This is a genomic window from Janthinobacterium sp. (assembly GCF_009923995.1).
In the GTDB taxonomy this organism is placed as follows: Bacteria; Pseudomonadota; Gammaproteobacteria; order Burkholderiales; family Burkholderiaceae_D; genus Janthinobacterium.
Genome location: NZ_RFSK01000040.1, coordinates 38417 through 57131 on the forward strand (window position 1 = coordinate 38417; position 18715 = coordinate 57131).

Below are 18715 nucleotides of genomic sequence, written 5' to 3' on the forward strand. Positions count from 1 at the left end.
ACGGGAAATTATTGTGAAGTTATGACAAACAGAACTGGATGCTATGCAAGGCGCCCGCTGCTAGCAGTGCGAGCACTGCTAGCAGCGGGCAACGCCGCAGAGCGCCGGTTATGGAAGTCAGAAATCACAATAATTTATTGGGGATTACTTTTTCCGTAGCACAGAATTGGACGGGTGACCCCCGTCTCTTGACACCGCTGCCGCCCAGCCACAAGCCCGAACGACAGCGTTGGACATTCACATTACCGTAATGGAGATGCAAGATGAATCACACGCCACAAGATTTGCGTACACAAACGCTGGAGCTGGTTAACGCGGCTGGCAGTGCGGGCAAGGCGGCAGCGCCTGTCGTGCAGCTGGTGCAGGCATGGCTCGATTCGCTCGACGCCGAAGACCTGGCCGATATCGCGCCCGGCAGCCTGGCGCCCGTGCTGGTCGACGGTTTTACCCAGGCAGCCAAGCGTACGGGCAGCGGCTGCCAGATCGCCACCCTGCGTTATGCGGATGGCCGTGGCGGCATGGCGAGCGCCTTGCTGATCCTGAACGAAGACATGCCTTACCTGGTCGACTCCATCGTCATGGCCATGCGCCGCCAGCACCTGGCCGTGCGCGGCGTGATGAATACCGTGCTGCCCGTGCGCCGCGCCGCCGACGGCAGCGTGGAAGCGGTGCGCCAGCCTGGCGACCCGCTTGAATCGTATGTGCTGGTGCTGCTCGATGAAGAACTGGCGCCGGACGCGCTGGCCGCCTTGGTCGCTTCCATCGACATGGTGGCGCGCGACGCTGCCGTCGTGCGCCGCGACAGCGCTGCCATGAGCGAGCGCCTGGCCGCCGTCGCCACGACCTCCGCCCAGCACGGCGAAGAAGGCGCGGAAGTGTCCGCCTTCCTGGAATGGGCCCGCAGCGGCGGCTTTGAAGTGTTCGGCTACGCGTATTACCGCGTCAAGCCGGGCGTGCGCGAACTGGAACGCGACATTCCGAGCCGCGTGGGCGTGCTGCAGGACACGGCACACCCCGTCTACGGCACCTGCCTGGCGAATATCCCGGGCGACTTCGATACCCTGGCCAAGCGCGAATCGGCGCTGTCCATCGTCAAGGCCGACGTGGCCGGTACCCTGCACCGCGACCAGCAGTTGGATTTCATCGGCGTGCGCGACACGGATGCGCAAGGCGCCATCCTGGGCGAGCACTGCTTCGTCGGCCTGTTCACCCGCGCCGGCAATTCCACCCCATTGGCGGCGCTGCCCTTTGCGCGCGGCCGCGTGGCCAAGGTACTGAGCCTGGCCGGCGTGCGCCAGCAAGGTTTCCGTGCCGAGAAATTCCGCGAGATCCTTGAATCGCTGCCGCGCACCGAAGCGCTGGAAGCGGACCTCGACTGGCTGGCGCAGGTGTGCGGCGCCGTCGTTTCGCTGTACAAGCAGCCGCGCACCAAGGTCTTCGCACGCCGCGACGTGTATGCGCGCCACCTGAACGTGCTGGTCTACCTGCCGCGCGAGCGCTACAGCGCCAGCGTGGCATCGAGCCTGGCCAAGGCCCTGCAAGCCAGTTCCGGCGCCACGCATGTGAGCACGCAAACCCTGGTGGCCGATGGCCCCCTGGCGCGCGTCCACCTGATCGCCCACGCCGCCCGCTACCCGCTGGACCTGGAAACGGATATCGAACAGCCGCTGCTGGGCGTGCTCGATGGCTGGCATAACGGCTTTGCCGCCGTGGCCGACGCCGTGCCCGACGTGGCCCTGCGCACCAGCCTGCGCAAACTGTGCGCCACCCTGCCGCTCGACTACGTGGCCGCCACCGCGCCGGCCATCGCCTTCCGCGATCTCGATACCATCCTGCGCAACACCGATCCGGCACACGTGGCCGTGCGCATCGAGACGGGTGCCGTCACCACCATCCGCCTGTACTCGGCCAACCGGGTGCCGTCCCTGTCGACCATCCTGCCGGCCCTGCACAACGCGGGCGTGGCCATCGACCGTGAACAGGCATATTCGGTGTCGCTGTCCGACGGCACGCGCTATTTCGTCACCAGCCTGACGGTCGATGCCGCCAGCGCGGCGAAACTGGCGCAGCCATCCGTCGTCGCCGTGGCGCAGGAATTGTTCGCCTCGCTGTTCAACGACACGGCCGAAGATGGCCGTCTGAACGGCCTGGTCATCGAAGGCGGCCTGTCGACGCGCGAAGTGCAACTGGTGCGTGCCTATACCAGCTACTGGCGCCAGGCGGGCAGCCGCTTCTCGGTGCGCTATATCGCCGAAAGCCTGCGCAAGCAGCCGGCCCACGTGAAAGCCCTGGTCGACGCCTTCCTGCAGCGCTTCGATCCGTCCCTGCCGGACGCGCAGCACGCGGCCGCCCTGGAGGCCATCGCCACCATCAAGGCCGGCTTGCCGTCCGTGAACCATGCGGACACCGAGGAAATCCTCGGCGCGCTGGCCGACCTGATGGCCGCCACCCTGCGCACGAGCTACTTCCAGAACAATCAGCAAGGTGACAAGATCATCTTCAAGTTCGATACCAGCAGCCTGGCGCTGGTGCCGGAACCGCGCCCGTACCGCGAGATTTTCGTCTTCTCGCGCCGCTTCGAAGGCGTGCACCTGCGCGGCGGCCCGGTCGCCCGTGGCGGCTTGCGCTGGTCCGACCGCATGGAAGACTACCGCACCGAAGTCCTGGGCCTGGTGAAGGCGCAGATGGTGAAGAATGCCGTCATCGTGCCGGCCGGCGCGAAGGGCGGCTTTGTCTGCAAGATGATGCCGAAGGACGCCGTGCGCGAAACCATCGCGGCCGAAGGCGAAGCTGTCTACCGCCTGTTCATTTCCAGCCTGCTGGAAGTGACGGACAACCGCTCGCTGGGCAATATCGTGCCGCCCGTCGATACCGTCTGCTTCGACGACGCCGATCCCTACCTGGTGGTGGCCGCCGACAAGGGCACGGCCACCTTCTCGGACATCGCCAACGGCATCGCCGTGCAGCGCGGTTTCTGGCTCGGTGACGCGTTCGCCTCGGGCGGTTCGAACGGCTACGACCACAAGAAGCTGGGCATCACCGCCAAGGGCGCATTCGAAGCCGTGAAACGCCATTTCTATGAAATGGACCACGACCTGAACACCACCCCGATCACCATGGTCGGCGTGGGTGACATGTCGGGTGACGTGTTCGGCAATGGCGTGCTGCTGTCGCGCCAGCTGAAACTGGTGGCCGCGTTCGACCACCGCCACATCTTCCTCGACCCGACGCCGGACGTCGCCGTCTCGTTCGAGGAGCGCGCGCGCCTGTTCGCCTTGCCGCGCTCCTCGTGGGACGACTACAACAAGGACTTGATCTCGGCAGGCGGCGGCGTGTATCCGCGCTCCGCCCGCACGATCGAGCTGTCGCCGCAGATCCGCGCCGCGCTCGATATCGCGGAAACGTCGCTGGCGCCGGAAGAACTGATGCACCGCATCCTGAAGTCGCCCGTGGACCTGTTCTACAACGGCGGTATCGGTACCTATATCAAGGCCTCGACGGAAAGCCACGCGCAAGTGAAGGACCGCGCGAATGACCATATCCGCGTCAACGGCAACGAGCTGCGCGTGAAGGTCGTCGCCGAAGGCGGCAATCTGGGTGCGACGCAGGCGGGCCGCATCGAGTTCGCACTGGCGGGCGGGCGTATCTTCACCGATGCGATCGACAACTCGGCCGGCGTGGATTGCTCGGACCATGAAGTGAACGTGAAAATCTGGCTGGACGTGGAGGTCAACGCGGGCAAGCTGACGGAAGAAGAACGCAATCGCGAGCTGTATGCGATGACGGACGACGTCGAGCGCCTGGTCCTGCGCGACAACACGCAGCAGACGCACTTGCTGGTGCGCGAGTTGCAGGCACAAGGCGAGAGCGCCGTGCAGGATGGCTATGCCGCCCTGATCGCCAGCCTGGAAGAAGAGGGCGCCCTGTCGCGCGAACTGGAGCAACTGCCGTCGGTGGCCGAACTGGCGCGCCGCAAGGCCGACGGCCGTGGCTTGACGACGCCGGAGCTGGCGGTGGTGATCGCCAACGTGAAGAACCGCTTCAAGCGCATTCTCTCCGCGCTGCCGCTGACGGATGAAACGTGGGCCGAGCCGGTGCTGAAGCCTTACTTCCCGTCCCTGCTGGTGGCAACCCGTTCGGCGCTGGACCACCCGCTGGCCAACGCCATCCTGGCCACCGTGCTGGCCAATGAAGTGATCAACCGCTGCGGCCCGTTGATGATCCGCGACCTGGCGGCGGAACACGGCGTGGACGAATCGACCGTGATCCTGGCCTGGGGCCAGGCCTGGGTGGCCTTGAACCTGGCGCCCGTCTTCGACGCGCTCGACGCGGATGCCTTGACGATTCCGCGCGAAGTGTCGATCAAGGTCGATGCGCAGACGCGCGTGCTGCAGCAGACCATGATCGCCGGCGTGCTGTCCGTGCCAGCCGAGCAATTGCGCGGTGCCGGCCTGGCCGAGCTGACGGGCCTGTTTGGCGCGGAATCGAAGCGCGACCTGCTCAAGGCCGTCGGCATCAAGTCCGAGGCGGCGCTGGTACCGGGCCTCAAGCCGGCCTTCGTGCAGGCCTGGGATGCGGTCGATGCGCTGGAAGTCGTCGCCGGCTTCCTGTTCCCGGCCCTGTCCGTGCCGCGTCCTGCTTCGATGGACCTGGCGGCCTTCCTGCAAGTGGGCCTGGCCCTGCGCAGCCAGGCGGGCATCGATACCCTGGAGCGTGGCCTGAAGCTGGCCGCGCAGGGCAAGTCGCAGGAACAGCTGCGCAACTACGCGCAGCAAGCCCTGCGCCGCACGCAACAGTGTTTGCTGACGCAGGTGCTGGCGCGCGCCGAGCAAGGTAACGCTGGCCAGGCCGTCGATGCGGTAACGGGCGCACTGGGCCTGTCGGCCTATGTGGCGGCAACGGAACTGGAGCAGGCCATGCTGGATGTGTGGACGCTTTCCGAAGCGGTGAACAAAGTGACAGCGGAAGCGGCCGTGTAATGACGCAAGCAGCAACACCAGCAGTAGCACAGGTAGTGCAGGGTGCCGGCGGCTTGCCGCCGGCCGTCCAGGCGCTGGCGCAGGCCGATTTCAGCGCCGTGGCGCAGTTGTTCTCGGACGCCGGTTTCACGGTGGCCTTGCCGGCGCCCGGCATGCTGCAAGTGCGTAAGCCGGGAGAGGGTCGCGCCAGCGTGGCCGTCTCCGTGGGCGTGCATGGCGACGAAACGGGGCCGATCGAAGTGCTGGCGCACCTGCTCGACGCCCTGTCGCGCGATGCGCCAGCCCTGGCCGTCGATTTGCTCGTCTGCGTGGGCAATGTCGATGCGATCCGGGCCGGCAAGCGTTTCATCGACGCCGACCTCAATCGCATGTTCCGCCCCGTGCGGGGCAGCCTGGCGCAGGCGGCGGAAAGCGCGCGCGCCGATGAAATGATCGCCGCGACCAAGGCGTTCTTCGACGCGGCGGGGCCGGAACGCTGGCACCTGGATCTGCACACGGCCATCCGGCCTTCCGTGTATCCCACGTTTGCCATCGTGCCGGACCTGGTGGCCGACGCGGCCAAGGCGCAGCTGGTCGACTGGCTGGGCCAGGCGGCCATCGGCGCCATCATCATGAATCCGCAGTCGGCCGGCACGTATAGCTATTATTCGGCCGAGCACTTCGGCGCGGCCGCCAGCACGGTGGAACTGGGCCGGGTGGGCACCCTGGGGCAGAACGATTTGTCCCTGTTCGACGACGTGGCGCGGGCGCTGGACGGCCTGCTGCGCGGGCTGCCGGCGCAAGCGCTCAAGGCGCAACCGCACGTGTTCAAGGTGGCGCAGGAAATCATCAAGCACAGCGATGAATTCCGCATGGCGTTTGATCGCAGCACGCAGAATTTCACGTCCCTGCCGCAGCACGCCGTGATTGCCAGCGATGGCGACCATGTCTATACGGTGCAGCATGCGGAAGAGCTGGTGGTGTTTCCCAACCCGGACGTGCGGGTGGGCTTGCGCGCGGGGCTGATGGTGGTGCGCGTGTCCTGAATGCGTGCAGTTGCAGCAAGGTGTGGCGCCGTCCGGAGCAATCCGCCGGCGCCATTTTTTTTGCGCGGCATCTGGTGCGCGCCCGCGGGCGCTGCCTCGGGTACACTGGCTCATCGTTCATTTTCGAGGAGTCAGCCATGTCGGTGTCCATGTATCAGGCAACCATCCCCGTCTTCATCCGCGGCTTGAAAGTCGTCTCGGCCTTGCTGGAAAAGGGCCAGGCGCATGTGGAGGAAGATGGCATCGTGCCCGAGATTTTATTGGGCGCGCAGCTGGCGCCCGACATGCTGGACCTGACGGCGCAAGTGCAGCGCGTCAGCGACACGTCGAAGATGTCCGTCGAGCGTCTGAGCGGCGTGCCGGCGCCGAAATTCGAGGATAACGAAACGTCGTTCGAGCAGTTGCAGGAGCGCGTCGCCAACACCATCGCCTACATCGACAGCGTCAACGCAGGCCAGATGGCGGGCAGCGCGCAAAAGGAAGTGGTGCTGAACTGGACGGACGAAGGCAAGAAATTCTCGGGCGACGATTACCTGCTCAGCTTTGCCTTGCCGAACTTCTATTTTCACGTCTCCATGGTCCACGCCATTTTGAGAAACAATGGCGTGGCCGTGGGCAAGCTCGACTATCTTGGCCCTTACGATTGACAGGCCTGAAAAACCGTCGCGGGCGGCGATGATTTGTGGCCGGGAAACGCAGCTGTGCTGAAGCACAGTGGGCATCGCAGGCGCGCAAAGCGCGCCGCGCGGCAGGTTTTTTAACGTTGCGGCTGCTGCACCTGGTTCTGCACCGCATTACCCAGCATGCCGCCGCCGATCACGCCGGCCACCGTCGCCAGCGCCTTGCCGCGGCCGCCACCGACCTGGTTGCCGATCAAGCCGCCGATGACGGCGCCCGTGCCGATGCCCACGTAATTGGGCTGGGCCGGGGCGGGCGCAGGCTGTGGCTGGCGCGCGGGTTCGCGGTAGGCCGTGTCGCGGTAGCCATCATTGTTATCGTTGTAGGCAGGGCGCGCTTGCGCCACTTGCGTGTGGTGCACGACACGCTTGTGCACGACGGGTGCCGGCGCCGGCGCCGGCGCCGCCTGCGCGACGACGGGAGCGGCCAGCGGGGCTGCCACGGGCGCTGCCAGGGCGGCGGCGCTGGCTGGCGTCATGGCCGCCACATCGGCCGGTACGGCAGACGTGGCCGGCACGTTCGCCCGCGAATTGGGCAGGATGCCGGCGATGGACGCCGCGCCCACCAGGCACAGGACCGTGACGGAAATGGCGGCGCCGGCCATCAAGGGGTGGATGCGGTTGGCGGTGGTCGTCGTGTTCATGTGTTCTCCTGGGGTGGCACTGCGGGTGTTGTTGATGTGTCCAGATTAACGGCCTCCTTGTCGCAAGGCTAGACATGGCGCTGTATCAAACGTAAGCAGGTGTAAGCCCGGATTGGTAAAGCACAGTAGAATCGGTGCTTCCCCCTTTCCGGAGTCCGCCATGAGCCAGTTATTCACGCCGTATGCGCTGGGGCCCTTGCAGGTGGCCAACCGCATCGCCATCGCCCCCATGTGCCAGTACTCGGCCGACAATGGCAACGCCACCGACTGGCACATGATCCACCTGGGGCACCTGGCCCTGTCCGGCGCAGGCTTGCTGATGACGGAAGCGACGGCCGTCTCGCCCGAGGGACGCATCTCGGCCGAAGACCTGGGCCTGTGGTCGGATGCGAATCAGGCTGCGCTGGCCAATGTGGTGCAGGCCATCCGCCGCCACTCTCCGATTCCCCTGGTGGTGCAGCTCGGTCACGCGGGACGCAAGGCGTCGAGCCGCGCGCCGTGGCAGGGCGGCGCCTGCGTGCACCTGGCCGACGGGGGATGGCAAACGGTGGCGCCGTCCGCCATCGCCCATGCCCCGGGCGAGACGGTGCCGATCGCCCTCGACGAGATGGGCTTGTTGCAGATCAAGGGCGCCTTTGTCGCCGCCGCCCAGCGCGTGCATGCGCTCGGTATCGAGGGTATCGAACTGCACGCGGCGCATGGCTACCTGCTGCACCAGTTCCTGTCGCCCCTGTCGAATCACCGCACGGATGCGTATGGCGGCAGCCTGGACAACCGCATGCGTTTTCCGCTGGAAGTCTATGAAGCCGTGCGCGCCGCCGTGCCCGCCAGCGTGGCCGTGGGCGTGCGCATTTCCGCCACCGACTGGGTCGATGGCGGCTGGGAAATCGAGCAAAGCGTGCGTTTCGCGCAGGAACTCAAGCAGCTGGGCGCCGACTTCATCCACGTCTCCAGCGGCGGGATTTCTCCGCAGCAGCAGATTCCCGTGGGGCCAGGCTACCAGGTGGCGTTTGCCGAGCGCATCAAGCGCGACAGCGGCTTGCCCACCATCAGCGTCGGCCTGATCACGCAAGCGCAGCAGGCGGAAGACATCATTGCGCAAGGTCAATCCGACATGGTGGCGCTGGCGCGCGCCATCCTGTTCGACCCGCGCTGGCCCTGGCATGCGGCGGCCCAGCTGGGCGCGCAGGTGCAGGCGCCGCCCCAGTACTGGCGCTCGCAGCCGCGCGAATACAAGCAGCTGTTCGGCGACACGACCCTGGGCCAGCGCTGAGCGGATCATTGCCCGTTCTGCTACACTCGCCTTTCCCTACCTCATTCCTCCAGGACGCTTCGACATGCGCCATTGATACTGCCGTGCTGTGCACGGCCTTGCCCTTCCCGCCAGCGCCCCATTGCGCCCGCGGGTACGCCAGCCCTGTCTGCACATACAAGGAGTATCCATGCCTGCATTACTACAACTCGACCGCCTTTCCTGCGTGCTGCCCGATGGCCGCGCCCTGTTTTCCGATTTGCAACTGTCGTTTGCCCCGCAGCGTATCGGCCTCGTCGGCGATAACGGCGTGGGCAAGAGCGTGCTGGCGCGCCTGCTGGCAGGCCTGGCGCAGCCATCTGCCGGCGCCGTGCGCTGCGATGGCAGCGTGCACTACGTGCCGCAGGAGCTGGAGCCGCACTGCTACCCCACCGTCGCCGCGCTGGCCGGCATGGACGCCGTGCTGGTCGCCCTGGAGCGCATCGCCGCCGGCTCGGTCGACGAGGCCGATTACGCCCTGGTGGGCGAGCGCTGGGATGCCCCCGTCCGTCTGCGCCAGGCGCTCGACGAGCTTGATCTGCGTCACGTCGATGCCGGCACGCCCACGGCCAGGCTGAGCGGCGGCGAACGCCAGCGCATCGCCTTGCAGGGCGCCTGGCTGTCGCAGGCGGACTGGCTGGTGCTCGATGAGCCGAGCAACCACCTTGACGCCCATCAACGCGCGCGGCTGGTGGCGCAGATGGCACGCTGGCCGCGCGGCTTGCTGCTCGTCAGCCACGACCGCGGCTTGCTGGCGCACGTCGATATGATCGCGGAACTGTCGCCGCAAGGCTTGCGCAGCTATGGCGGCAATTACGCCCTGTATGCGCAGCAGCGCGCGCTGGAGCAGGCCGCCTTTGCCGCCGCCTTGCAGGCGGAAAAGGCCGTTGCCCGACGCGAACAGCGCGAAGCGCAGCAGCAGGCCGAGCGCCAGCAGAAACGGGTGATGCGCGGCGAGCGGGACGGACGCGAAGGCAATCAAAGCAAGCTGCTGCTCGATGCCCGCAAGGAGCGCAGCCAGGATAGCCAGGGCAAGCTGCGCCTGCGCGCGCAGGAAGCGCAGCAGGCGCGCCGGCAAAGGGTGATGGACGCCGGCGCCCGCTGCGCGCCCGAGGCCGAACGCCTGCTGCTGGCGCCTGACAGCGCCGTGCCAAACGGAAAATTAATCCTGGAGCTGCGCGAACTGGTCTTGCCATATGGCCAGGCCCGGCCGCTGAACCTGGTCATGAGCGGCCCGTGCCGCCTGGCCGTGACGGGAGACAATGGCAGCGGCAAGTCGACCTTGCTGCGCGTGATTGCGGGCCAGCTGGCGCCTGCCGGTGGCGCGCTGCGCAGCCATGCCCGGGTCGCCTGGCTGGACCAGCATGCGGGCGGGCGCGACGGCGAGCTGAGTGCCGTGCAGCGTTTGCAGGCGCGCAATACGCTCGCGGCGGAAGGCGAGCAGCGCACGCGGCTGGCGCTGCTGGGCATTGCCGGCGCGCGCGCCACCTTGCCCAGCCGCTTGCTCAGCGGGGGCGAGCGCATGAAGGTGGCGCTGGCCGCCGAACTGTATGCGCAGGCGCCGCCGCAACTGCTGCTGCTGGACGAACCGGACAATCACCTGGACCTGGCCAGCCTGCAGGCGCTGGAGCGGATGCTGGGCCACTATCAGGGCGCGTTACTTGTGGTATCGCATGACCAGGCATTTCTGAAGGCGATAAACCTTGATCCGCAGGGCTTGACATTGCATAAGTGGCAATTGAATGAAAAAAGTCACGCTCGATGCCTGTAGAGCATGCTTCATGAAACGATGCTGAATTTTGTTTGATTGTCGGTATAATCCACTGAATAACCGGGCCTATTTGTGAACTAAAACTGCTGGTTCACCAATATGATGACGTTTAATCTGGCACTGTTGGCGGTGCATGACCGCGCTGCCGGGACGCCTTCATCCGTGCCCCGCTGTTGATGAATATCGGTTTCGTTTATATTGTTTTCTTGGAGAAATAGCATGTCGTTTTACGAAAAACTCAAGGCCCTCAACATCGAACTGCCCGTCGTTGCCGCGCCCGCCGCTGCCTACGTGATGCATGCCCGCACGGGCAATACCGTCTTCCTGTCCGGCCACCTGGCCAAGAAGGATGGCAAGGTCTGGGTTGGCCAGCTGGGCAAGGATGTCACCACGGAAGAAGGCAAAGTGGCCGCACGAGGCATCGCCATCGAACTGATCGCGACCCTGCAAGACGCCTGCGGCGGCGACTTGAACAAGGTCAAGCGCATCGTCAAGGTCATGAGCCTGGTCAATTCCACGTCCACCTTCACGGAACAGCACCTGGTCACCAACGGCGCGTCGGAACTGTTCGTCGAAGTCTTCGGCGACAGCGGCAAGCACGCCCGCTCCGCCTTCGGCGTGGCGCAAATCCCGCTGGGCGCTTGCGTCGAGATCGAACTGATCGCCGAACTGGCCTGATCAACTGAGCATGCCGGCGCTCAGCCGCCGGCCAGCCCTTTCCTCCATTCCAGCAAGAGCGGAACCGCCATCGGGGTGGAGGGAGAGCTGTATTCAAGAAAAAACGGAGACACGTAATGAAAACGAGTGAAGAGGGCTTGCACCGCGGCCTGGGCGAGCGACAGATCCGCCTGATGGCGCTGGGTGCCGCGATTGGCGTGGGCCTGTTTCTGGGTTCCGGCAATGCAATCAAGATGGCCGGTCCCGGCATCATGCTGTCATATATTATCGGCGGCGCGGTCATTTTCATGATCATGCGCGCCCTGGGCGAAATGGCCGTGCACAACCCGGTGGCCGGCTCGTTCAGCCGCTATGCCCAGGATTACCTGGGACCCCTGCAAGGCTACCTGACGGGCTGGAATTACTGGTTCCTGTGGCTGGTTACTTGCGTGGCGGAAATTACCGCCGTCGCCATCTACATGGGCATCTGGTTCCCCGACGTGCCGCGCTGGATCTGGGCCCTGGCCGCCCTGGGCTCCATGGGCGCCATCAACCTGCTGGCCGTGAAAGCCTACGGCGAGTTCGAATTCTGGTTTGCCCTGATCAAGGTCGTCACCATCATCCTGATGATCGTCGGCGGCACGGGCATGATCATCTTCGGTCTCGGCAATGGCGGCGTGGCCGTCGGCATTTCCAACCTGTGGACGCATGGCGGCTTCTTCCCGAACGGCGCGCAGGGCGTGCTGATGTCCTTGCAGATGGTGATGTTTGCCTACCTGGGCGTGGAAATGATCGGCCTGACGGCCGGTGAAGCGGCCAATCCGAAGAAATCGATCCCGGACGCCATCAATTCCGTGTTCTGGCGCATCCTGATCTTCTATGTCGGCGCCTTGTTCGTCATCCTGTCGATCTACCCATGGAATGAAATCGGCACCTCGGGCAGCCCGTTCGTCATGACCTTCGAGCGCCTGGGCATCAAGACGGCGGCCGGCATCATCAACTTCGTCGTGCTGACGGCGGCCTTGTCCTCCTGCAACGGCGGTATCTTCAGCACGGGCCGCATGCTGTACAACCTGGCGCTGCAAGGCCAGGCGCCGAAAGCGTTTGCAGAAACGACGGCCAGCGGCGTGCCGCGCCGCGCCATCCTCGTGTCCGTCGTGGCACTGCTGATCGGCGTGCTGCTGAACTACATGGTGCCGGAGAAAGTGTTTATCTGGGTCACCTCGATTTCCACCTTTGGCGCCGTCTGGACCTGGGGCGTGATCCTGGTGACGCAGATCCAGTTCCGCAAGACCTTGAGCCCGCTGGAAATCAAGAACCTGGCCTTCCGCATGCCGTTCGCGCCGTATGGTTCCTGGATTTCGCTGGCCTTCCTGGCGCTGGTGATCGGCCTGATGGCGTATTTCCCCGATACGCGCATCGCCCTGATGATCGGACCAGCCTGGCTGATCCTGCTGACGGTGCTGTACTACGTGCTGGGCCTGGCGCCGAAAGAGCGCCGCGATGAAGTGCCGCAAGGCTACGAAGCAGGCTGGCCACCGGCCGATGCCCCACGCGGCAAGAAATAAACGGCACCATTGAGCTGTATCAAAAACGCGTCGCTGCGCCTGCAGCGGCGCGTTTTTTATTTCATATTGATAATATCGTTTCCCGCCAGCAGCCATGCGCGTTGCCGGGCGCATGCCTGACGTTGTTTCCTTACATCAAAGTTCTGTTTAGCTGAGCCGATGAAAGCCCTATAATCGCTTAGTTTTGAAAATGGACGCGATCTTTCCGGTTTTTTCCAGGTAAGTAATCTCCAGGAAATGAGTGTGAATTTATAGCAAACAGAAGTGGATGTGATGCAAGGCGCCCGGCGCGACGCAGTGCGAGCACTGCTAGCGATGGGTAACGCAGCAGCGCGCCACTTATGGAAGCTAGAAAACACAAGAATTTATTGGGGCTTACTTAAGGCCGGAGCGCCGTTTTTAAGTGTTTTTAGTCGTCATGTTCCTAACAACATCTGACAAAACCGTAGCGAGCGGATGCGAGGCTCGGTGCTCCCGGGCTAAGCAGCGCAGCTGTGCGAATGCACGGGGACGCCGAGCCGGTGAGCATCGCAGGCCGCGCATCGCGACGCGCAGCAGGTTTTGACAGGTGTTCAAACGCATGCCTCATAAAGGAAGTCTAGTGAGCCAAACCCTGGTCCAGAAAATTTGCCGCACCAAGCCGATCGATACCACGGTCGAGTATGGTGAAGGCCTCAGCAGTAGTGGCTTGAGCCGGTCCATCGGCCTGTTTTCCCTCACCATGATCGGCGTCGGCGCCACCGTCGGCACGGGCATCTTCTTTACCATGGTCGAAGCCGTCCCGAAGGCGGGGCCATCGGTCATCCTGTCCTTCCTGATCGCCGCCATCACGGCCGGCCTGACGGCCTTGTGCTATGCGGAACTGTCGTTCCGCATCCCCGCCTCCGGGTCCTCGTATTCGTTTGCCTACGCCACCGTGGGTGAGTTTCTTGCCTTCATCATGGCTGCCTGCCTGCTGCTCGAATACGGGCTGGCCGGCAGTGCCGTGGCCATCGGCTGGTCATCGTACCTGAACAACTTCCTGGAAAATGCGTTTGGCTGGCATATCCCCGAGATGCTGCGCACGCCGATGATCGTGTCCGGCCCCCATGGCATGGAATTCCGGGCGGGCCACATCAACCTGCCGCCCATCTTCCTGATCTGCATGTGCGGCTTCCTGCTGCTGCGCGGCGCCAAGGAATCGGCGCTGATGAATGCCATTATGGTCATCATCAAGCTGGCGATCCTCGTGTTTTTCATCGTCATCGCGTTTTCCGGTTTCAATGCCGACAACTTCTTTCCCTTCTTTAATGCCGACAACAGCAAGGGCTTTGCCGGCATGACGGGCGTGACGGCCGCTGCCGGCACCGTGTTCTTCTCCTTCATCGGCCTCGACACGGTGGCCACGGCGGGCGACGAAGTGAAGAATCCCACGCGCAATGTGCCGCGCGGCATCCTCGGCGCCTTGCTGATCGTCACCGTGTTTTACTTGCTGGTGGCCGTGGCCGCCCTTGGCGCGCAACAGGCGAAACTGTTCGAGGGCCAGGAAGCGGGCCTGGCGGTGATCCTGCAAAACGTCACGGGCAAGACCTGGCCCGCGCTCGTGCTGTCGGCCGGCGCCGTCATTTCCGTCTTCAGCGTGACCCTGGTGACGATCTACGGCCAGACGCGTATCCTGTTCGCCGTCAGCCGCGACGGCCTGATCCCGAAATCGTTCCAGAAAATCCACCCGCGCACTCTGGTGCCGGTCAGCAATACCATCATGGTCTGCCTGGTGGTGGCCGTGGTGGCGGGTACGGTGGATGCGACGTATTTGTGGGACATGGTCAGCATCGGCACCCTGACGGCCTTCATGGTGGTGTCGATCGCCGTGCCCGTGCTGCGCCGCAAGCAGGGCGCCAACCGCATCGAAGGCTTCAGCGTGCCATTCGGCCCGTACGTGATTCCCGGCCTGAGCGTGCTCGCTTGCCTGTACATCATGCGCGACTTGCCGCACACGACGTTCGTCGTCTTCAGCATCTGGATGGCGGTGACGGTGGCCATTTACTTCCTGTACAGCGTGCGGCACTCGCACCTGGGCAAGCAAGCCAAGTGATGTTGTGTTGTTGACTCAGAAACCGCCGCGCTTGCCGGCGGTTTTTTTATTTCTAACCGGAATTTACATGATGAAAATAACTGATGTGGTCAGCTGTGGCTTGTTCGCAAGCCTTTTCCTGGGCGTGGCGGCACAAGCGTCCCCTGCGGCGAACGGTGCGGCGCCGGCCTTGCGCGACTACCGCGCCGTGGCCCTGTCCGCCAATGGCCAGCGCATCGCCGCCATAGAGTCCGTCAAGGCGGGCGAGCAGCCGCAGCGCCCGCATGCGGCCATTGTCGTGCGCGACGCCGCCAACGGCGCCATCGTGCGGCAGTTCGATCCTTGCGCCGCGTGTTCCTATGACAAGCCCAGCTGGTCGCCGGACGGCCGCCAGCTGGCCTTCATCGCTTACGATGCCAAGGCGGGCAAGGCGCATCTGTATCTGGCCACGATGACACAGGCGCAGGCCAGGATGTTGATCAGTATCAAAGGCGTGGCCAGTACGGCGCGCTGGTCGCCCGATGGCCAGCAGCTGGCCCTGCTGGCCACCGTGGGCGCGCGCAAGCTGGCCGGCGCCGTGGAAGCGGGTGCGCGCCAGGTGGGCGAAGTGGGCAGCGAGGATGACGCCCAGCGCATCGCCGTGGTGCCGGCCGGCGGCGGCGAGCTGCGCCTGCTGTCGCCCGCCGACACCTATGTGTATGAATACAACTGGACCCCCGATGGCCGCGGCTTCGTGGCCACCAGCGCGCAGGGCAATGGCGACAGCAACTGGTGGGTGGCCAAGCTCAGCTATATCGATGCAGCCTCGGGCGCCCTGCGCGTGATCGCCTCGCCGGCCATGCAGCTGAACCTGCCCTCGGTCTCGCCGGATGGCCAGACGGTGGCCTTCATCGGCGGCCTGATGAGCGACTTCGGCTCCATCGGCGGCGACATTTATACAGTGCCGCTGGCCGGCGGCACGCCGCGCAACCTGACCCCCGATTACCGCGGCACCTTCAATGGCGTCGTCTGGCGCGGCGCCGGCCTGCTGGCGACGGCCCTGATCGACTCGCAGCTGGCGCTGGTACCCGTCGACGCGCAGGCCGGCCCTGCCCAGCCCGTGCTGCTCGGTGAACTGAGCAGCAGCGGCAGCGATGGCCGCCTGTCGTTCAGTGTCGATGGCCGGCAGGCGGCGGCCGTGCAGGAAGATTTTACGCACGCCAGTCACCTGGTGGCGGGGCAGCTCGGCCAGCTGAAAAAGATTACGCACGACAATGATCAGTTTGCGCCGCAGGTGAGCGTGCAAAACGTGGGCTGGAACAATGAGCAATACCGGGAGCAGGGCTGGCTGCTGGGACCGTTGCAGAAGGACGCGGGCAAGCAGTATCCGATGATCGTCAACGTGCACGGCGGCCCCGGCGCTGCCGCTGCGCCCCGTTACGTGGAAACGGCCACCGTGATCGAGGAATTGACGCAGAAAGGCTATTTTGTCTTCCTGCCCAATCCGCGCGGCAGCTTTGGCCAGGGCCAGGCCTTTACGCGCGCCAATATGGCTGATTTTGGCGGCGGCGACTGGCGCGATATCCTGGCCGGCATCGATGCCGTGCAAAAAGTGGCGCCCGTCGACGGCCAGCGCCTGGGCCTGATCGGCCACTCGTACGGCGGCTTCATGACCATGTGGGGCGTCACGCACAGCGACCGCTTCAAGGCGGCCGTGGCGGGCGCGGGCGTGGCGAACTGGATCAGCTATTACGGCCAGAACGGCATCAACCAGTGGATGATTCCCTTCTTCGGCGCCTCCGCGTATGACGATCCGGCCGTCTACCGCAAGGCCTCGCCCATCGAATCGATCAAGGCGGCGAAGACGCCGACCCTGATCTACGTGGGCGAGCGCGACGTGGAAACGCCGGCCGCCCAGTCGCTGGAATTCTGGCACGGCTTGCGCGCCATGGGCGTGCCGTCCAGCCTGTTCATCTACGATGGCGAGGGGCACTCCTTCCGCAAGCCCGAGCACCAGCGTGACTTGCAGCGGCGCATCGTCGGCTGGTTCGAGCAGTACCTGAAGTAACAGTCAACAGGCCGCCCGGGGGCGGCTTGTTGCATGCGGCTTGATACAGATCACATATCCAGGCGCAGCTGCAAGCCCGTTTCCGTGTACGTCGGCGTCACCTTGAAGCCATCGACGGTGATGCTGTCAAACTTGCCTTTCAGGCTGGCCGCCGTGATCACGTTCAGGGTATCGCCGGCGGCCGGTTTGTAGCCATTCTGGAACGTCACTTTCAGGCTGCCGCCCGCCACCGTCATCAGGCCCGCCACGCTCAGGCGGCCAGCCTGGCTGCTGCCCAGCTTCAATTCCAGGTTGCCGCCAGCCAGCTGGGTGTACTTGCCGGCCAGCGCCAGGGCGGACTGGGCATTGCTGACCACGGTGCCGCCGCTGACATACACGTCGCCCTTGCCGAAGGCCGTGGCCGACACGCCTTCCAGGCGCCCCGCTTCCACCTGCGTGCCGCCGCTCCAGCTATTGTTGCCGCCCAGTTTCAGGGTGCCCGAGCCTTGCTTGTTCAGCTTGCCCGTGCCGCTGATATCGTTGCGCCAGCGGTCGACGGCGGAAAAGCCGCCTTTGGCCGCATCCATGGCCACCACCACATTGCCCGTGAAGACGGCATAGCCGTCGGCGGCGGCAAACAGGTTCAAACGGCCCCAGCCCTCCGCATCGTCCATCACCGGGTAGCCCGATGGCAAGGCCGTGGTTTTCAGCACCACGCGGCGCTGTGCGTCGGACAGGTAGGGCAAACGGGTTTCCAGCAGCACTTCCGCGCCCTTGGGCACGACGGCCGGCGCATTGGTGGCGCCCGTCTGCGCGAAGCCGAAGGTCAGGCGGCGGATATACGCGGCCTTGGTGCTGGCGTAATCCGAAAAGCGGTCGTTGGCGCTGGTGCCCGAATGGGCATAGTCATAGAAGGTATCGGCCGTGGTCCCCGTTTTTGCCATCAGGGTCGCGTGCGCCTGCGTCACGGCGGCGGCCTTGGTGGCGGCCGTGACGGGATCGAGCAGGTTGGCGGCGACGATGGCTTGCGCCTGCACGCGGCCGCTGATCACGTCGAGCGGCGAATGCATGCCGGCGATGATGCGGTTTTCGCCCAGTTCCAGTCCCCGCGCCACCATTTCCTGGTAGCGCTCCGGCAAGGCATAGGCCATGCCCAGCGCGCCGCGCACGGCTTCGGCCGAGTGGCCGCTGGTAAAGCCGCCATCGGTGGCGGGCGTGGCGCTCTTGGCCGGCACCAGGGCGGGAATCAGCACCACCTTGCTGCTCCAGCGGAAGGGGCGCGCATATTTGTAGAAGCGCTTGGCCGGTTCCGTCGAGCCATTGTTGCCCATGGCATTGACGAGGCCAACCACGTTGCCGAATTCGGCATTGCCGCTGCCGGCCACGCCCGTGTTCGTGCCGCTGTCGTTGTACAGCACGCTCGTCGCGTCCGGCGCGATGGACGTGATGCTGGTGGTCTGGCGCGCCGCGCTGCGCCAGGCGTCCGTCAGCGGGCCCATGCCGTCGGTGATGCTGTAGCCCTTGCCGCGGCGGTCGTCCAGGTAGGCGGCCAGTTCCTGTGCCGGCGTGCGGCTGGTGGTGGCTTTCACGACGAAATCGATATTCGCGTTGTGCACGCTGGCATTGACGATGGTGCCGCCCGGCGTGCCATCGTTGGGCACGCCCGTCCAGGCGGAAGGCACGACGGCGGGGAAACCGTCCACGGCCGGTGCGCTCACGCCCGCATCAACGATTTCCGTCAATGGTTTCCAGATGTCGAGCATGCCGATCAGCACGCGCACGCCCGCATTCGTGGCGGCCGTCGCGTAGCGGGCGTCGCCGCGCTGGTTGCTGGCAATGTTATCGACGAAAGGAAGGGCCGTGGCCGATGGCGGCGCGGTGCCAGACGCGCCCGCGCGCGGCGACGGCAGTTTCCATCAGGCCAGGATTGGGGCGGCAGCCGCCGTCGAAAAACAGCTTGAGCGGCTGATCAGGCACCGAGCAGCGCGCGGGTCGCGGCGGTGACGTCGGCGTGGCGCATCAGG

The 18715-nt window shown here is 65.0% G+C and carries 10 protein-coding genes and 1 pseudogene; 9 read left to right on the forward strand and 2 right to left on the reverse strand.

Features of this window, described 5'->3' with window-relative positions; all coding sequences use genetic code 11:
• Nucleotides 1-263: 263 nt before the first annotated feature.
• From EBS11_RS18905 to EBS11_RS18915, 3 genes are all read left to right on the forward strand, one after another.
• Nucleotides 264-4979 (forward strand): NAD-glutamate dehydrogenase domain-containing protein, encoded by a 4716-nt coding sequence (locus tag EBS11_RS18905; RefSeq protein WP_290605288.1) that lies wholly within the window; start codon nucleotides 264-266, stop codon nucleotides 4977-4979.
• Nucleotides 4979-6004 (forward strand): succinylglutamate desuccinylase, encoded by a 1026-nt coding sequence (locus EBS11_RS18910; protein WP_290605290.1) that lies wholly within the window; start codon nucleotides 4979-4981, stop codon nucleotides 6002-6004. The genes EBS11_RS18905 and EBS11_RS18910 overlap by 1 nt, the downstream gene beginning before the upstream one ends.
• 137 nt (nucleotides 6005-6141) lie before the next feature.
• Nucleotides 6142-6651: a DUF1993 domain-containing protein gene (locus EBS11_RS18915; protein WP_290605292.1), complete on the forward strand. Its 510-nt coding sequence runs from the start codon at nucleotides 6142-6144 to the stop codon at nucleotides 6649-6651.
• Between the two features lie 110 nt (nucleotides 6652-6761).
• Here the strand turns inward: EBS11_RS18915 and EBS11_RS18920 are convergent, their stop codons facing one another.
• Complete coding sequence (locus EBS11_RS18920) at nucleotides 6762-7325, reverse strand: glycine zipper 2TM domain-containing protein (RefSeq protein WP_290605294.1); 564 nt, start codon at nucleotides 7323-7325, stop codon at nucleotides 6762-6764.
• A 160-nt stretch (nucleotides 7326-7485) separates the two neighbouring features.
• Between EBS11_RS18920 and EBS11_RS18925 the strand changes: the two genes are divergently transcribed.
• The 6 genes from EBS11_RS18925 to EBS11_RS18950 all read left to right on the forward strand — a co-directional run bounded on the left by EBS11_RS18925 (nucleotide 7486) and on the right by EBS11_RS18950 (nucleotide 16712).
• Nucleotides 7486-8598 carry an NADH:flavin oxidoreductase/NADH oxidase gene (locus EBS11_RS18925; protein ID WP_290605296.1) on the forward strand — a complete coding sequence of 371 codons (1113 nt, stop codon included), beginning with the start codon at nucleotides 7486-7488 and terminating at the stop codon, nucleotides 8596-8598.
• A 169-nt stretch (nucleotides 8599-8767) separates the two neighbouring features.
• Nucleotides 8768-10387, forward strand: coding sequence for an ATP-binding cassette domain-containing protein (locus EBS11_RS18930; RefSeq protein ID WP_290605298.1), 1620 nt, complete (start codon nucleotides 8768-8770; stop codon nucleotides 10385-10387).
• A gap of 219 nt (nucleotides 10388-10606) precedes the next feature.
• Nucleotides 10607-11065, forward strand: a complete 459-nt coding sequence (locus EBS11_RS18935; RefSeq protein ID WP_102297355.1) for a RidA family protein — start codon at nucleotides 10607-10609, stop codon at nucleotides 11063-11065.
• 116 nt (nucleotides 11066-11181) lie between these two features.
• Nucleotides 11182-12612: an amino acid permease gene (locus tag EBS11_RS18940; protein WP_290605301.1), complete on the forward strand. Its 1431-nt coding sequence runs from the start codon at nucleotides 11182-11184 to the stop codon at nucleotides 12610-12612.
• Nucleotides 12613-13213: 601 nt separating this feature from the next.
• Nucleotides 13214-14686, forward strand: coding sequence for an amino acid permease (locus EBS11_RS18945; protein ID WP_290605303.1), 1473 nt, complete (start codon nucleotides 13214-13216; stop codon nucleotides 14684-14686).
• A 67-nt stretch (nucleotides 14687-14753) separates the two neighbouring features.
• Entirely contained in the window at nucleotides 14754-16712 is a 1959-nt protein-coding gene (locus EBS11_RS18950) for a S9 family peptidase (RefSeq protein ID WP_290605305.1), read from the forward strand.
• A 50-nt stretch (nucleotides 16713-16762) separates the two neighbouring features.
• Here the strand turns inward: EBS11_RS18950 and EBS11_RS18955 are convergent.
• Nucleotides 16763-18601, reverse strand: a pseudogene (locus EBS11_RS18955) (phosphatase PAP2 family protein); the annotation flags it as partial.
• Between the last annotated feature and the right edge of the window lie 114 nt (nucleotides 18602-18715).

What these genes read in the sequence shown, in the direction of transcription:
- EBS11_RS18905 (WP_290605288.1), top strand. Translation starts at nt 264, where the DNA reads ATGAATCACACGCCACAAGATTTGCGTACACAAACGCTGGAGCTGGTT.
- EBS11_RS18910 (WP_290605290.1), top strand. Translation starts at nt 4,979, where the DNA reads ATGACGCAAGCAGCAACACCAGCAGTAGCACAGGTAGTGCAGGGTGCC.
- EBS11_RS18915 (WP_290605292.1), top strand. Translation starts at nt 6,142, where the DNA reads ATGTCGGTGTCCATGTATCAGGCAACCATCCCCGTCTTCATCCGCGGC.
- EBS11_RS18920 (WP_290605294.1), bottom strand. Translation starts at nt 7,325, where the DNA reads ATGAACACGACGACCACCGCCAACCGCATCCACCCCTTGATGGCCGGC.
- EBS11_RS18925 (WP_290605296.1), top strand. Translation starts at nt 7,486, where the DNA reads ATGAGCCAGTTATTCACGCCGTATGCGCTGGGGCCCTTGCAGGTGGCC.
- EBS11_RS18930 (WP_290605298.1), top strand. Translation starts at nt 8,768, where the DNA reads ATGCCTGCATTACTACAACTCGACCGCCTTTCCTGCGTGCTGCCCGAT.
- EBS11_RS18935 (WP_102297355.1), top strand. Translation starts at nt 10,607, where the DNA reads ATGTCGTTTTACGAAAAACTCAAGGCCCTCAACATCGAACTGCCCGTC.
- EBS11_RS18940 (WP_290605301.1), top strand. Translation starts at nt 11,182, where the DNA reads ATGAAAACGAGTGAAGAGGGCTTGCACCGCGGCCTGGGCGAGCGACAG.
- EBS11_RS18950 (WP_290605305.1), top strand. Translation starts at nt 14,754, where the DNA reads ATGATGAAAATAACTGATGTGGTCAGCTGTGGCTTGTTCGCAAGCCTT.